We start from the raw sequence: 15,706 nt of genomic DNA on the forward strand, positions 1-15,706 counted from the left end.
ACAACAAACGCTGCCACCCGTTATGCTCCCCCCATGGGTGAATTCGACCTGATCGCACGTTATTTCACACGTCCCACGACCCGCGCCGTGCTGGGCGTCGGCGACGACTGCGCGCTGCTGCAGCCGGCCGCCGGCATGCAGATGGCCATTTCCTGCGACATGCTGGTCGAGGGCCGGCATTTCTTTCCCGACGTGGACCCGCTCACGCTGGGCCACAAGGCGCTGGCAGTCAACCTCAGCGACCTCGCTGCCTGCGGTGCGCAGCCAGTGGCCTTCACGCTGGCGCTGGCGCTGCCGCGGGCCGACGAAGCCTGGCTCGCGGCGTTTTCGCGCGGCCTGTTCGCACTTGCCGATGCGCACGGCTGCGAACTGGTCGGCGGCGACACGACGCAGGGGCCGCTGAACATCTGCATCACCGTGTTCGGCGAGGTGCCGCGCGGGCAGGCACTGCTGCGTTCCGGCGCGCGCGACGGCGACGAGGTGTATGTCAGCGGCACACTCGGCGAGGCGAGGCTGGCACTGGAAGCCCTGCGCGGCAACATCGCCTTGCCGCATGAAAGGCTGGCGGCCGCGCGCGCGCGGCTGGAGCAGCCCACGCCGCGTGTCGCGCTGGGTATGGCGCTGCGCGGCATCGCGACAGCGGCCATCGACGTGAGCGACGGCCTGCTCGGCGACCTCGGCCACATCCTGGAGGCCTCCGGCACCGGCGCCCGCATCGACACCTCGGTTGCTATAAATTTACTAGCTGATGGCGCAGATCCAGCAAGGGCTGAAGGCCATTTTCCTCATGAAACCCGGCTGCGCTGCGCGCTGGCCGGCGGCGACGACTACGAACTGGTGTTCACCGCCCCGGTGTCGGCGCGGGCGGCGGTGCAGGCCGCGGCGCTGCAGGCGCAGACAGCGGTGACCCGCATCGGTGTCATCGAACACCCGCCCGGCCTGCGGCTGATCGACGCCTCGGGCCATGCCGTGCCGGGCCGGTATGCGTCCTTCGATCACTTTGCCTGAGTTCGTGCGCGCCCGGGCTTGCCCAGCACCGCATGCATCACATCGACAAACCCCTGGCTGGCCGCCGAAAGTGAACGCCCGCGCTTGGTGACCACCGAAATGTCGCGTGACACGCGGGGCCCCGTCAGCGTCTTGATGACCAGGCCCGGCTCGGCGCCGTGCGTGGCAAACGCCGAGGGCATGATGGACGCACCCAGTCCGCCGGCCGTCATCCACAGGGCCGTGGAGAGAAACGACACCTCGTTGACCACGTTCAGCGCAACACCCGCGCCAGAGGCGGTCGCGTCGATCATCGGACGGATGCCATAACCCGGCCGCACCGTGATCACCGGATGCCCCGCCAGATCGGCCCAGCGCACGACCTTCTGCCGTGCCAGTGCGTGATCGGGCCGGCAGACCAGACTCAGGTGGTCAGGCACCAGCGTCTGCAGGTCGGCGTCGGCCAGCATCTTCTCGGGCGTGCCAATGCCGAAATCCACATGTTCGCCGATCACCCGCGACATGAACTGGTCGGGCGCGCAGTCATCGACCACCACGCGGATGTCCGGATACAGCGAGGCAAAACGGCGGATCACCGGCGGCATCACAAACGCCGCCAGCGTGGGTGTGACCGCCACGCAGACGCGACCACGCCGCAGCCCGCCCAGATCGCGGAAGCTGCTGCCCAGTGATTCGACGTCGCGCAGGATGCGTTCGGCCACCACCAGGGCCTCTTTGGCGGCCTGGGTCGGTTGCAGGGAGCGGGTGGTGCGGTCGAACAGGCGCGCACCCAGGCCTCGCTCCATCTGCCGGATCAGCACGCTGATGGCCGATTGCGTCACAAACAGCTGTTCTGCGGCGGCACTAAGTTTGCCCAGCCGATAGACCGCCACGAAGGCGCGCAACTGGCGCACCGTGGGTGTGAAGGAGTTATTCATGAATCAAAATCATAAATCATTCGAAATTTATCGTTATACGAATGAATCAATTTGGGCTCCAATGAGGGCGGAGACAAGGTCAGCCCGCCCCGGCCGACACCCCTACAACAAGGAGACATTCATGAAACGCATCATGCGCACCCTGCTGGCGCTGACCGCCGGTGTGACCGTCCTGGCCGGAGCCGGCCAGGCGCAAACCCCCGACTACCCGAACAAGCCCATCCGCATCGTCGTGACCTTCCCGCCCGGGGGCAGCACCGATGTTGTGGTGCGCATGCTGGTGCCCCGGCTCAACGAAAAACTCGGCCAGCAGGTGGTGGTGGACAACCGGCCGGGCGCCGGCGGCAACATCGGCCTGACCGCGGTGGCGCGGGCGCCGGCCGATGGCTACACCCTGGGTGTGGGGGCGGCCGGCGGCCTGTCGGCCAATGTCAGCCTGTATGCCCAGATGCCCTTCGACCCGGTCAAGGATTTCCGGCCGGTCACCATGCTGGCCGCCATTCCCTTTGTGCTGATCGGCCACCCTTCCGTGGCCGCCACAAACCAGCGCGAGCTGATAGCGCTGGCGAAGGCGACACCCGGCAAGCTGTCCATCGGCCACGGTGGCAACGGCACGGCCATGCACCTGTCGGCCCAACTCTTTGGCCAGATGTCCGGCACCCAGTTTGTGGAAGTGCCCTACCGCGGCTCCGGCCCGGCCGCACTCGACGTGCTGGCCGGCCAGATTCCCCTGGCCGTGGTGGACCTGCCGTCTGCCCTGCAACACATCAAGGCCGGCAAGCTGGTGGCCTATGCGGTGACCAGCCCGCAACGCCTGCCCATGCTGCCCGATGTTCCGACGGTGTCCGAAGGCGGGCTCACCGGGTACGACTCCACCGGCTGGTTTGGCGTGGTGGCGCCGGCCGGCACGCCGGCGCCGGTGATTGCCCGCCTGAATGCGGAAATCACGGCGGCGCTCAACGACAACGAGATCAAGGCCAGCATGCGCAACCTCGGCGTCGAGCCGGCGCCCGGCACGGCCGCGGAGTTCGAGGTCTACATCAAGTCCGAAACCGTGAAATGGGCCAGGGTCATCAAGACCTCGGGCACCAAAATTGACTGAGGACCGACATGCCTGCTGAACTGACCACCGATGTACTGATCGTCGGCGCCGGCCCCGTGGGCCTGACGCTGGCCATGGACCTGGCCTCACGCGGCGTCTCCGTGGTGATCGCCGAGATCCGCCGTTATGCCGAACCGCCGAATGTCAAATGCAACCATGTGGCCGCGCGCACCATGGAGCAGTTTCGCCGGCTCGGCGTGGCGCACAAGCTGCGCGACGCCGGCCTGCCGCCGGACTATCCCAACGACGTGGTGTTTCGCACCAGCGTCACCGGCATCGAACTGACACGCATCCCGATTCCGTGCCGGCAGGAGCGTTATACCGACACGGCCGGACCGGATGGCTGGTGGCCCACGCCGGAGCCGCCGCACCGCATCAACCAGATTTACCTCGAACCCATCCTGCTGGAACACACCGCCGCGCTGCCGCAGGTCACGCTGCTCAACCGCACGCAAGTCACCAGCTTCGCACAGGATGCGGCCGGCGTCACCGCCGTGGCGACCGACCTCGACAGCGGCGCTTCGCGCACCATCCGTTGCCGCTACATGGTGGGCTGCGACGGCGGCAGTTCCTCCGTGCGCAAACAGATAGGCGCCAAACTCGAAGGCACGGCCGTGATCCAGCGCGTGCAGTCCACCTTCATCCGCGCGCCCGCGCTGGCAGCCATGATCCCGGGCAAACGCGCGTGGTCTTACTATTCGATGAATCCGCGGCGTTGCGGCACCATGTTTGCCATTGACGGCCAGGAAACCTGGCTGGTGCACAACCACCTGAATGCCGAAGAACCCGAGTTCGATTCTGTAGACCGCGACCAGGCCATACGCGACATCCTCGGCGTCAGCCCGGATTTCCGCTACGAGATCCTCAGCAAGGAAGACTGGGTCGGCCGCCGCCTCGTGGCCGACCGCTTTCGCGACCGGCATGTTTTCATCGCCGGTGATGCCGCGCATTTGTGGGTGCCTTATGCGGGTTACGGTATGAATGCCGGCATCGCCGATGCCATCAACCTCTCCTGGCTGCTCGCCGCACGCCTGCAGGGCTGGGGTGAGGAAACCATGCTCGACGCCTATGAGGCCGAGCGCCAGCCGATCACCGGACAGGTTTCGCGGTTCGCGATGGAGCATGCGCAGAAGATGATCAAGGCGCGCCGTGCGGTACCCGCCAACATCGAGCAGGCCGGCGCCGAGGGTGACGCCCTGCGCGCCGCGATCGGCCAGGAAGCGTATGAGCTCAACGTCCAGCAGTTCTGCTGCGCCGGACTGAATTTTGGCTACTTCTACAGCGGCTCACCCATCATGACGGACGACGGTGAAACGCCACCGGCCTACACCATGGGCGCGTTCACGCCGTCCACCGTGCCGGGCTGCCGGGCGCCGCACTTCTGGCTGCCGGACGGACGTTCGCTGTACGACGCCTTCGGACCGGGCTACACCCTGCTGCGCTTTAACGGTGCCGTCGATGTCACGGCACTGCTACTGGCGGCCCAGGCACGCAGGCTGCCGCTCACGCTGCTCGATGTCGACGCCCAGGACATTCCCGAAGCCTACCGGCACAAGCTGGTGCTGTGCCGCGCCGACCAGCATGTCGTCTGGCGCGGCAACCAGCTCCCCGCCGATCCGGCCGCACTGGTGGACGTGTTGCGCGGGGCCGGGCGCCAAGCCATGCGCCTGGCCGCCTGATCCCGCGGCAATCCCGCGCCGCCGCGTGCAGCTTGCGCGCTCATGCCGGCACGGCCGGGCGCGCCGTCTGCCGCGCCTCCTGGGTTTGCCCACCATAACCCCCATCGGTGGCCGGCTGTGGCTGGTGCAGGCAACTGTAGGCAAGGCCTCGCCCGCGGGAAACAGCGCGGCGTGCAATTGGGTTTTACGCTCGCTGCAAAGGCAGGGGCGCCTGCGGCTGGTTCCATGACGCCATGCGCGACCTCTGCTTCGACGACATGCACCTGTTTGCCCGTGTGGCCGAGCTCGGCACCCTCTCGGCCGTGGCGCGCGAGCGTGACGTTCCGGTGCGCCAGGTCTCGCGTGCGCTGGTGCGCATCGAAACAGCCTGCAGCGCGCGGCTGATCCACCGCTCCACCCACGGTCTGACGCCGACCGTCGAGGGTCAGACCTTTTTGCAATACTGCCGGCGCCTGACCGGCACGCGGGACGAGCTGGAGGGCGAGTTTGCCAGCCAGTCGCGCCAGGCCAGCGGCCGGGTGCGCGTGTCAGCCTGCACGGTGGTGGCCGGGTGCCTGCTGATCCCCAGCTTCGAGAGCCTTCACGCGCGCCACCCCAAACCCAAACTGTGTGTGGAACTGACTTTGTGGACGAGCAGCCTGGGGACCCTCTGCCCAGGATCAGGGCCTGCCTGGACCACTGGGCCGGCTGGTTTGCCCACGCCGAGGGTGTTCAGCCCGCTGGGGGTATAACCCCCTGATGCAAACCGACACGTCAAGCGCCCCGCCCCCCGACGTCCAGCGCCTGCTGGCCAGTGCCACCCGCCTCGAAACCCCCTGCGGCAGCGGCAGCATGGTCTGGCACCGGTGGCAGCCCGATCAGGCCTCGGCCGGCGCGCCGCACCTGCCCGTGGTACTGCTGCACGGCGGTAGTGGCAGCTGGACCCACTGGCTGCGCAACATCGACGCGCTGGTGGGCAGTGGACGCCAGGTGCTGGCCGCCGACTTGCCGGGTTTTGGTGACTCGGCGCCGCCCGCCAGCGGCAACGACGCCGACGCGCTGGCTGCGCCGGTGCAAGCGGGCCTGCAGGTGCTGCTGGGCGATGCCGCCTGCGACCTGGTGGCCTTTTCCTTCGGCGGCATGGTCGCCGGCTTTCTGGCGGCGCAGTGGCCGGCGCGCGTGGCGCGTCTGGTGCTGGTTGGTTCGCCCGGTCTGGGCGTGGCGTCGAGAAACACCGTCACGCTCACGGCCTGGCGGCACCTGCCCGACCCGGCCGAACGCGAGGCCGTGCACCGCAAAAACCTCGCCGCGCTGATGCTCTACCGGCCCGAGGCCATCACCGCGCTGGCGCTGCGTGTGCACAGCGACAACACGCTGCGCGACCGCATGAAGGGCCGCCGCCTGGCCTACACCGACGTGCTGGCGCGGACACTGGCAGACATCCATTGCCCGGTGTACGCGATTTACGGCCGCGAAGATGCGCTGTACCGCGAACGGCACGAAGCGCTGGCGCTGGCGCTGCGGTCGGCGCCCAACTTTCGGGGCATGCACTGGATAGACAATGCGGGCCACTGGGTGCAGTTCGAGCAGCCGCAGGCCTTTGATGCCGTGTTGCGGGCGGTGCTGGAAGAAAGCCCACCCCTTAGATCGCTATGAAAAACATAGCTGCTTGCGCACACCCTCATTGGGCTGCAGGCCCTTTTTATCAAGTGCAGCTGCTACAGGTCGCCGATGCTCGAATCCCGTGCATCTTCGAGGTGTCCGTCGGGTTTGTGCCGCACGATGAGCTGCTTGGTCAGCTGCCACGCCAGCAGGCGCAAAGGCGGCACCTCAATGTAGGTCGCCAGGGCGAACAGGGAGGACGGCTCCCGGTCCTCCGACGCGCGCTCACGCTGGTGCTGCATGTGCCGCAGCGGCGCAATGGCCAGCATGAACAGAAGGATGACACTGACGATGAAGGCATAGAGTTCCAGAAGCTCGAGGACCTCGGGCTGCGAGGGCACGCCCAGAACATGGGGCCAGGCATACCAGAGCGCAACGAGCCAGACCGCCAGGGTCAGGGACGGTCGGACGACGCGCAACCAGGCATACATCGCCAGCGTTCGCCGCCTCGAACGACCTGCGCCGAATGCATGCAGCGGAATGCGTGCGGCATCGATGATGGGCTCGTCGACCTCGGGCTGACCCCAGGACGGCAGGCGTTCGGGCGGCAGCTTGCCGGCCTCAGGCAACACAGGGGGAGCAAAAATTTCAGGGCGCATTGGAAACTCCTCGGTCAGGGCTGATCCAGACGGCACGTTTGCCCCGGCGGCGTGCCATCGCGGTGGGAAGGGCGATAACGGTGGTCAACATGGTGATGACCCAGAAGGCGATCGGATACCAGATCGTTGCAACGAAGTAGCGCAGCAGGTTGCGGTCGTACCTGCGGTCTATCCACAAGCTCAGGAACATCTGGAGCAGGCAGGTCATGGCCAGCAGGGTGCCCTGCCAGTGCGGAAGCAGCCTGGACCGCCAGGCCGAATCGTCGGGCAACAAGGGGCTCATGAAGAAGAACACCACGGCCACAGCCATCGCATAGGCCCAGGCCACGCTGGTCAGGTATTCAATGTAGATTGGCCACAGCCGCCATTGCCGCGGCTGCAGGATCCGGCCGCTGTAGCGCATCATGGTCTGGATGCCGCCGGTGGCCCAGCGCTGGCGCTGGCGGTACAGTCCGCGCAGCGTTTCCGGCATCAGGATCCAGCACAGGGCGCAGGGCTGGAAGTACAGGCGCCAGCCCGCGAGCTGCAGCTTAAAGCTTATGTCGATGTCCTCGGTGAGCACGTCGGGGCTCCAGAAGCCGACCTCCAGCACCGCGCGCCGACGGAACATCGCGATCACACCGGACACCGTGAAGAGCACGCCCAGCAGCTGCTGCGATCGCTTGATGAGCCCGATGATCGAGGAGAACTCGCCCACCTGCATCCGGCCCAGCAAGGTGGTTCGGGTGCGGATGCGGGGGTTGCCGGTGACCGCGCCTATGCGCTCGGAGCGCAGCATGGGCATCAGCATCCAGGCAATGGCATTGACATCGACCAGCGCGTCCCCGTCGATGCCCAGGATGAATTCACCCTGCGCCAGCTGACAGGCGGTGTTCAGCCCGACAGCCTTGCCCTGGTTGCTGGCGTTGTGGATGACCCGCAGGCGGCTGTACTCCCGGGACATGGCGTCCAGCAGCGTGCCCGTGCCATCGGTGCTGCCATCGTTGACGGCGATCACCTCGTAGTTGGGGTAACGCGTGCGCATCAGCTGCTCGATGACCTCACGCAGGTGCGGCGCCTCATTGAAGCAGGGCACCACCACGGTCACCAGCGGCGTGGCCGGCAACGCGGCCAGCGGGTCGATGGCAACGTCGCGCCGCCGCTCGAAAACCCAGGCATGGGCAAGGCCACCGGCCATCCACACGTAGGCCATGAAGAAAGGGTAATAGAACACAAAGCCGAACAGCAGGACTGGCAGCGTGTGCGAGAGGAAGTATGCGTTGCTCATGGCTGCGCTCCTGCTTCGCCACCCGCTGTAAGCGTGCCTTGGCCCGCGGGCTGCGGGGGCACAATTTGCGGCGAGGATCCGTTGGGCACCGAGCGCTTGAGCAGCGAGCGCACCGACAGCGAGCGCTGCAAGGTCTTGAGCGTCGGCTGATCCTTCAGGAAGTCGTCCGGGTAGTAGCCGATGTGGCGCACGCCCTGGCGCTGCAGCAGGCGCCACTGCTGCGTCAGCTCGGCGTCGGACACCGGCTTGCCGGTGCGCCAGTCGATCGCCTGAAGTTCGAACAGCGTGCCGTTGAGACCATGCGGCGTGGTCGCCGCCCGCCAGGCCAGCCGGCTGAGCCAGGCCCCGGCTGTCGACTCCTTCTGGCCTTCCATGCGGGGCATGGCCATCAGGGCCACGTAGTCGTAGGCAGCGAGCGAGGCTTCGTAGTTTTGCGCAAACCATTGCTCTGCCGTCGGATCGAGCAGCGGCCCGGCGTAGAGATTGCGGGCCGTCATCAGCACCGGCTGCCAGGCCCGCAACCGCGCAACCAGTTGCTGGGTGAACTCGATGAGGTATTGGGTCTTGGCGCTGGTCCAGCGCGCCATCAGCACCGGGTCGCGCCGGATCGCCGCTACATCTCCGGGCAGGCCCCAGCGTTCGTAGGCGGCCAGTGCTGCCGGGCTGGCGTCCTCGTCGTCGGAGAGCGTGGCATCGTCGTGAAACAGGACGCCGTTGAAAACAGCATGGCGGCCGAGGTCGTCGTAAATTTCGCCAATCAGCGCGCGCGCGCCGGCGTCAAAGGGCGACAGGCGGTGGTAACGCCCGGGAGCGGGAGCGGCAACGACACTGTTGTCGCGCTGGGCGACCACGATCTTTGTGGCGACCGGGTTCTTCTCCGGCAGCTGGAAGGCCATGACCGGCATCCAGGCATAAACGTTGACGCCGGCCCGCGTTTTCAGCTGCCAGGCCACGCGCCCGAACAGGTCGGAGCGTACCGGCAGGTGGCGATTCGGAAAGTACAGCGCATCGGCCACGCCGTCGCCATCCGGGTCGGCATAGGCCTGCAGGAAAACCGAGGAGGGTGCCACGGTGGCCACGCGCTCGATCAGGACGGACAGGTTTTTTTCCTGCTGCACCGGATCGGGGTCGTACACATAGTCCAGGTCCACATGCATGACCCGGTTGACCTGTTGTGCCCGTCCCTCCACCCTGGAACGCAGCAGCCCGGCATAGTCGGAAGCCTGGTGGTTGTAGACCACCAGGGCACGCCGGATTTCGCTGAGCGGCACGTCCGGGCTGTTCGGGCCATCGGTCAGCCGCATGGCAATGGGCATGCCCGCCTGCTCCGAGGCCAGCAACGCCCGCGCGTTGTAGGCCCCATAGGGCCAGACGGTGGCGCGCACCTTTGCGCCTGTGCGTGCCTCGATCAACTCGCGGCTCAGGCGCAGGTCGGCCTCGACACGCTGGACATACGCTGCGTCGTCCTCGTAGCGGCCGGTGGCGGGGTCGTAGCGGTGGGTGGCCGCCATGGGCAACAGGTTGCCCTGGGGATTGGCCTGCACACCCTGGTGCATCGCGTGGGTATGGCTGGCCAGTTCTACCAGGCCCGAGCGGACCATCTCCGCGGCTTGATCCCAGCGCAGGAAACGGTCGCGCGGCAACTGCCTGGCGCCGTAGGGAACACTGCCGTTGTCCGGTACCTCCAGCCAGCTGGTGACCAGGGCGACCACGGCGGGGTAGCGGTAGCGTTGCAGCAGGGGGAACACCTTGGTGTAAACGCTGCTGTAGCCGTCGTCGAATGTCAGCAGCACCGGCCTGCGCGGCAGGGGCTGGCGGCCCGCGCGTGCATCCACGATCTGATGCAGGCTGACCGGCTGGTACTTGTTGTGGGCCAGCCAGGCAAACACGTCGGTCAGCGTGCGTTCGTCGATGGCTGTTTCCTCCGGGTCGTCCTCGAAGCTGGCGCGCACGTTGTCGCGCACGTCATGGAAGGACAACACGCGAAAAGTCTGGCCATCCTCGGGGTCCTCGGGCGGCAGTGGTTGCGCGCCCGCCGGCGGCAGGGCCAGCAGCACGCAAGCGGCAAGGAAGCCGAACAGGCGCCAGGCCCCATAGGCCTGCAGAACAGCGGAAAGATTGGTCGGGCTCATAGTGGCACCAGAAGGCTGACGAAAATACCCCGTTGCCGCTCGCTGACGCCGTCGTAGGGATGACGGGACAGGCTGAGGCCATAACGCAGCTGCAGCTTGGGCCCCAGGTTCCATTGGTGTTCATAACGCAGGCCCCACATGGGCTTGCTGCCAAAGTCGACCTGGTGGTAGCGGCCGCCGCCAATCTCGAGGATCTGGAAAAACTGGCGGTCGTCGCTTTTCCAGCTCAGCCACTGACCGCGCAGGGAGAGCTGCACGCTGGCATCGCGTGCCGGGCTGAAGTAGGGCGTGTCCTGGCGGCTATTGCGGCTGGCGTACCCGCCCAGCAGCGACTCCAGCTGGAACCGCGGGCCGCTGACCCAGCGTTCACGCCAGGAAGCGGACGCCGCATTGCGCCGGTTGGTGTCGCTGAACCTGACCTGCTGCCATGACGCGTCGAAGCGCCGGCCATCGTCGACCATATAGGCTGCGCTGACACCGGCGTCCCGGGCGCCTATGCCGGCCGCCCGCGCTTTCCACGGCACGTCCTTGCTGTTGCCATCCGCGGTGGCGGACAGCAGCCAGTGGTCGTCGGCGCGGTAACTGACGAGCGCCGCGGCGCTGCTGCGGTACGGGCCCTGGTTGGCTTGCTGGACCTTGCCTTCGGCCAGCCAGCCCCCGCGCTGCCAGCCCAGGCCGAGGCCGCCGCGCGCCCAGCGCGCCCGCTCGTCCCCGGTTTCGCCGCGGCCCAGGATCTGGTCGTAAAACACCCGCCATTCGTCGCCGAGCAGGCCGGAACTGAGGCGGGTGTCCAGGCTCCAGGACCGGTCCGCGAGTGCGTTGCCCCCGCCGGTGTCCAGGCCGGCGGCCACCTCGAGAAAAGCACCGGTGGCGGCACGCTGCTGGCGTTCAAATTTGCGCTGGAAGGTGGAGTCGGGGTAGTCGGCTGCCAGCGACTCTCCGATGCGCCGCGCGGCAGCAAATTCGTTGAGTGTCAGCAGCGTCTGGGCGTAGTCGGCGCGGATGTTGCGGTCGTAGGGATGGTTCGCACTGAGCGCCTCCAGCTGCGCCAGCGCCGCCCTCGGATGGCCGCGCAGCAGCTCGGCCTCTGCCGCCCCCTGGGCGTAGCCGGCATTGAACGGGGCCTCTTCGATCAGGGCATCGAAGTGTTGTCTGGCCTCTTCCACGCGGCCGGTGTACATCAGCAAAAAGCCGCGCATGCCTTTCACGCTCGAGTACTCGGGATTGGCCCGCCCGGCCACGGCCGGCAGGCGCAGCAGGGGCGGCGTGTCGGCCTCGAGTTTTGCCAGCAGCGACTCGGCCTCCTCGAAGCGTCCGGTATCCAGGTAGGCGTAGATCAGCCCGAAGTAGGCCTCCACCGGCATCCGCCGGCCGCTGCCCTCGTCAAGCAGCGCCGTTTCGTACAGCGCAACGGCATCGACCGACCTGCGCTGCTGCGCCAGCGCGTCAGCCACGGCCACCAGGGCATAGGGTTGCAGTACCGCGCCCGAGGCGCGCAGGGTCTCATACAGCGCAATCGTCTCAGCCGGCCGTCCGCGCTCCAGCAGCGCCAGCAAGCGGTCCGACAACAGGGCTACGGACAGGTCATTCCAGGCGGCTGCATCGGCGGGGGCAGCCTGGGCTGCGGCGGCCTTCTGCCGCAGTTCAGCGCCCGCGAAGGCTTCGAGCACACGGTCCAGGGCCTCGAAGCGAACCATGCCGATGCGCTGGTCACGTGCGGCCACGGCCCAGCGCAGTTGCTGGGCCAGCGCCTCCTGCTGCAGTGTCATCAGTTGCAGGGATGTGAAAGTCCCCGGCGCCGCGCGCTCTGCGGCTTCGGCCTCTTCCCAGGCGGTGGTGGCGGCAACACTTGTTGCGAGCAGCGGCGCAGCATCCTGGCGCGTGTCACTGTCTGCCCGTCGCCAGCCCTCGACGGGCGTGTTGCCCAAAAACGGTTGAAGCCGCGGGCCGTCCGCCTGGGCAAGTCCGGTACCTGCAGCCGGTGCTGCCGCAGCTTCCACCGCCGCGGCCGGCAATTCTTTCGTGAGAGCCCGGGCCGGCGCGGCGGCGTCAGGGTCTGCGGCGGCCAGGGTGATGACGTCAAACGCCAGCGGCTCTCGTTCGGCATCAAGGGGGCCGGCCAGCGCGTCTTGGGCCCGCTGCAGGACCGGCACGGCCAGCGGCCGCGCACAGCCCCCCGTGTGGAGGGCCTCGTCGCGCCTCTTCCAGTCGCAGGCGGCGCCTTGGACATCGGCGGCCAGAGCCGGCACGGCCGGCACCGGCGAGGCAGGTAGCGCACACAGCAGTGCCACCGACCAGGCGCCCGGCCGCAGCGCTGTCCTGGCAGGACGTTTCCCATCGCGGGTTAGGCGGACTTTCATACACTCCCTTTTTTCTGACCACGTCAATCAATGCAACGAAAGGAAATCCCGGTGTGGTTCTGTGACTTTTTCCGGGCTCGCTGCCATCACCGGGGGCCTGCTTCTCGCCGTTGTTCTGAAGGCGTGTCAGCAAATCCCGGCACATGTTGAAGAGAAGGTTAGAACGCCCGCTGCGGCTTGCCTATCGCCTGTCCAGGGTGCTCTGTTTGAGGCATTGGCCCGGCAGCCGGACCCTTTCGGCGGGCTCCTGCGCGGGGCGCCTTCCTTCTGTACGGCATGACGACATGGGCGATCGGGTGCCGTGACCATTCGTTACATGCGCTATCCGCAACAAATGCAACCATTTGAAACAGACGCAAGGGCCGCACCAAAAAAGCCAGGTCCACGGGCCCTTCCGGCATCGGCTGCTGCGCCGCGCGGCCGGCGGGTGATCCCCGTCCGCTTGCCGGTCAACGCCTTCGCTATTAATAACATAGCAATCTGCGCCCGCCCCACAAGGACTGGCGGCCATTTTTACTTTGACGGACGGTCGGGTGCCGGGCTTCCAGCGACGGGCACATGCCGCAGCGGTTGCCGCGCCCCGCGGGCCTGCCCATAATCGGGCTTGCATCGACAAGCAGGCCACCTGGTTTGCCGGCTCGAGCAACCGACCAGCAGCCTCAGATCCATGACCCGTTTGCCCGACGCTCCTCCGATGTTCACTTCCGCGCCGGCTACGGCGGCCACCCCTGTCCCGCGGCGCCCCACGGCCCGTTTCATGCTGGCGCACCCGGCCCACCTGCTGGCGCTGGGCTTCGGCTCGGGCCTGAGCCCGGTGGCGCCCGGCACGGCCGGCACTTTGTGGGCCTGGCTGGCCTGGCTGGCGATGGCGCCCTGGCTGAGTACGCCGCAGATGGGGCTGCTGATTGCCGTGGCCACGCTGCTGGGCTGGTGGGCCAGCACGGTGACGGCCAGAAACATGGGCGTGGCCGACCCCGGCAGCATCGTCTGGGACGAAGTCGTGGCCTTCTGGCTCATTCTCTGGCTGGTCATGCCGGCGGGCCTGTGGGGCCAGCTCGCGGCCTTTGTGCTGTTCCGCTTTTTTGACGCGGTGAAGTTCGGGCCCATGGCCTGGGCCGACAGGACCTTCAAGGGTTTTGGCTGGCGCGGTGGTTTCGGCATCATGCTGGACGACTTCGCGGCGGCGTTCTGCACGCTGCTGGTGATCGCCGCCTGGAGCTTCTGGTGAGCCCTTCTTCACTATCAAAAGGTGAGCTGCCTGCGCCCGCCCTGGTTGGGCTGCTGGCCAATTTGCTTCTCAAAAAAGGCTGGTTGCTGGCCAGCGCCGAAAGCTGCACCGGCGGCATGATCAGCGCCGCCTGTACCGATCTGGCGGGTTCCAGCAACTGGTTCGAGCGCGGCTTTGTCACCTACTCCAACGAGGCCAAGACCGACATGCTGGGCGTGGATGCGGCGTTGATCACCGACCATGGCGCCGTCAGCGAAGAAGTCGCGCGCGCCATGGTGCAAGGCGCCATCAGGCATTCCCAGGCCCGGGTCGCCGTGGCGGTGACCGGTGTGGCCGGCCCCACCGGCGGCAGCCGCGCCAAACCGGTGGGCACGGTCTGGTTCGGCTTCATGGTGGACGGCCGGCTCAGCAGCGAGATGCAGCGTTTCGACGGCGACCGCGCGGCCGTGCGTGCGGCCACCGTGCAACATGCGCTGCGGCGGCTGGTGGAACTGCTGGACTGAGCCGCTCATGCGCGCCATCCCTGCTGCTGCCCATCTGATTGACTCGGCCACGGCCTGGCGCCGCCTGCTGGTCACCCTGGCGCTGATGACCGTCGGCGCCGCCGGCATGTATGTGGTGCCCGTGGTGTTGCCGGCGGTGCAGGCCGACTTCGGCGTGGCGCGCGCCGATGCCTCCATGCCCTACACCCTGCTGATGGTCGGCTTTGGCATAGGTGGCATGCTCATGGGCCGGCTGGCTGACCGTTTCGGTGTGGCGCTGCCGCTCAGTGTGGGCGCTATCGGCATGGGCCTGGGTTTCGGCGCAGCCGCGCTGTCGGGCAGCGTCTGGCTGTTTGCGCTGGCGCACGGTGTGTTGATTGGCCTGCTGGGCAGCTCCGCCACGTTTTCGCCCTTGCTGGCCGACACCTCGCTGTGGTTTGTGCGGCGCCGCGGCATTGCCGTGGCGGTGTGCGCCAGCGGCAACTACCTGGGCGGAGCCCTCTGGCCGCCCATCATCCAGCACTTTGTGGAAAGCGTGGGCTGGCGCCAGACCTACTGGGGACTGGCCGTGTTCTGCAGCTTGGCGATGCTGGGGCTGGCCCAGCTGATGCGCCAGCGCCCGCCGGCACTCGCGCTGGCGCCGGTCACTGTCCGGGGTGTCGCCGCCAGCGACCGGCCTTTCGGCCTGACGCTGGGCCAGGCGCAGGCGCTGCTGGGTGTGGCCGGCCTGTCCTGCTGCGTGGCCATGTCCATGCCGCAGGTGCACATCGTGGCTTATTGCACCGACCTCGGCTTCGGCGCGGCGCGTGGCGCTGAAATGCTGTCGCTGATGCTGGCCTGCGGCATTGTGAGCCGGTTGATTTCCGGCGCCATCTGCGACCGCATCGGCGGGCTGCGCACGCTGCTGCTGGGCTCGGCCTTGCAAACCGTGGCGCTGCTGCTGTTCATCCCGTTTGACAGCATGGTCTCGCTGTATGTGATCTCGGCGATGTTCGGCCTGTTTCAGGGCGGCATTGTGCCGAGCTACGCGATCATCGTGCGCGAGCATTTTCCCGCTGCCGAAGCCGGCGCCCGCGTCGGCACCGTCATCATGTTCACCATGGTGGGCATGGCGCTGGGTGGCTGGATGTCGGGCAAGGTGTTTGACCTCACCGGCTCCTACAACGCTGCTTTTCTCAATGGCATTGCCTGGAACCTGCTGAACTTCGCCGTCGTGTTTTTTTTGCTGCGCCGCACGCTCAGCCCGATGAAAGCCCAGGCGCACGCGGCATAACGCGCTGGCCCGATCGGC

The 15,706-nt window shown here is 67.2% G+C and carries 13 protein-coding genes; 8 read left to right on the plus strand and 5 right to left on the minus strand.

What is annotated here, in order from left to right:
• Positions 1–33: 33 nt before the first annotated feature.
• Positions 34–1,008: a thiamine-phosphate kinase gene (gene thiL / locus PSV40_RS06620; protein ID WP_300535835.1), complete on the plus strand. Its 975-nt coding sequence runs from the start codon at positions 34–36 to the stop codon at positions 1,006–1,008.
• Here the strand turns inward: thiL and PSV40_RS06625 are convergent.
• On the minus strand, positions 996–1,925 hold the full coding sequence (locus PSV40_RS06625) for a LysR family transcriptional regulator (protein WP_300535772.1): 930 nt from the start codon (positions 1,923–1,925) through the stop codon (positions 996–998). The genes thiL and PSV40_RS06625 overlap by 13 nt on opposite strands.
• Before the next feature lie 121 nt (positions 1,926–2,046).
• Here PSV40_RS06625 and PSV40_RS06630 point away from each other — a divergent pair, with 121 nt between their 5' ends.
• The 4 genes from PSV40_RS06630 (at position 2,047) to PSV40_RS06645 (ending at position 6,341) form a co-directional block, all read left to right on the plus strand.
• The gene (locus PSV40_RS06630) at positions 2,047–3,027 is read left to right on the plus strand and encodes a tripartite tricarboxylate transporter substrate binding protein (protein ID WP_300535775.1); all 981 of its coding nucleotides are present in this window, start codon (positions 2,047–2,049) and stop codon (positions 3,025–3,027) included.
• 8 nt (positions 3,028–3,035) lie between these two features.
• Positions 3,036–4,706, plus strand: a complete 1,671-nt coding sequence (locus PSV40_RS06635) for an FAD-dependent oxidoreductase (protein ID WP_300535778.1) — start codon at positions 3,036–3,038, stop codon at positions 4,704–4,706.
• Between the two features lie 233 nt (positions 4,707–4,939).
• Complete coding sequence (locus PSV40_RS06640; protein ID WP_300535780.1) at positions 4,940–5,437, plus strand: LysR family transcriptional regulator; 498 nt, start codon at positions 4,940–4,942, stop codon at positions 5,435–5,437.
• Positions 5,438–5,444: 7 nt separating this feature from the next.
• Positions 5,445–6,341, plus strand: a complete 897-nt coding sequence (locus PSV40_RS06645) for an alpha/beta fold hydrolase (protein WP_300535783.1) — start codon at positions 5,445–5,447, stop codon at positions 6,339–6,341.
• A 62-nt stretch (positions 6,342–6,403) separates the two neighbouring features.
• On the opposite strand, the gene PSV40_RS06650 is transcribed toward PSV40_RS06645, so the two are convergent.
• Genes PSV40_RS06650 through pgaA form a run of 4 tightly spaced genes read right to left on the minus strand, consistent with a single transcriptional unit; the run spans position 6,404 to position 12,705 of the window.
• Positions 6,404–6,946, minus strand: coding sequence for a PgaD family protein (locus PSV40_RS06650; protein ID WP_300535786.1), 543 nt, complete (start codon positions 6,944–6,946; stop codon positions 6,404–6,406).
• Complete coding sequence (gene pgaC / locus PSV40_RS06655) at positions 6,936–8,213, minus strand: poly-beta-1,6-N-acetyl-D-glucosamine synthase (RefSeq protein WP_300535788.1); 1,278 nt, start codon at positions 8,211–8,213, stop codon at positions 6,936–6,938. The genes PSV40_RS06650 and pgaC overlap by 11 nt, the downstream gene beginning before the upstream one ends.
• Positions 8,210–10,345 (minus strand): poly-beta-1,6-N-acetyl-D-glucosamine N-deacetylase PgaB, encoded by a 2,136-nt coding sequence (gene pgaB / locus PSV40_RS06660; RefSeq protein ID WP_300535791.1) that lies wholly within the window; start codon positions 10,343–10,345, stop codon positions 8,210–8,212. Before pgaB ends, pgaC begins: the two co-directional genes overlap by 4 nt.
• Positions 10,342–12,705 carry a poly-beta-1,6 N-acetyl-D-glucosamine export porin PgaA gene (pgaA, locus tag PSV40_RS06665; protein ID WP_300535794.1) on the minus strand — a complete coding sequence of 788 codons (2,364 nt, stop codon included), beginning with the start codon at positions 12,703–12,705 and terminating at the stop codon, positions 10,342–10,344. Before pgaA ends, pgaB begins: the two co-directional genes overlap by 4 nt.
• Before the next feature lie 694 nt (positions 12,706–13,399).
• On the opposite strand from pgaA, the gene PSV40_RS06670 reads away from it, so the two are divergent.
• Genes PSV40_RS06670 through PSV40_RS06680 form a run of 3 tightly spaced genes read left to right on the plus strand, consistent with a single transcriptional unit; the run spans position 13,400 to position 15,688 of the window.
• Positions 13,400–13,933: a phosphatidylglycerophosphatase A gene (locus PSV40_RS06670; RefSeq protein WP_300535838.1), complete on the plus strand. Its 534-nt coding sequence runs from the start codon at positions 13,400–13,402 to the stop codon at positions 13,931–13,933.
• Positions 13,927–14,436, plus strand: coding sequence for a CinA family protein (locus PSV40_RS06675; protein ID WP_300535841.1), 510 nt, complete (start codon positions 13,927–13,929; stop codon positions 14,434–14,436). The genes PSV40_RS06670 and PSV40_RS06675 overlap by 7 nt, the downstream gene beginning before the upstream one ends.
• Before the next feature lie 7 nt (positions 14,437–14,443).
• Entirely contained in the window at positions 14,444–15,688 is a 1,245-nt protein-coding gene (locus PSV40_RS06680) for an MFS transporter (protein ID WP_300535797.1), read from the plus strand.
• Positions 15,689–15,706: the final 18 nt, after the last annotated feature.

This window comes from Polaromonas sp. (assembly GCF_029945925.1).
In the GTDB taxonomy this organism is placed as follows: Bacteria; Pseudomonadota; Gammaproteobacteria; order Burkholderiales; family Burkholderiaceae_C; genus Polaromonas.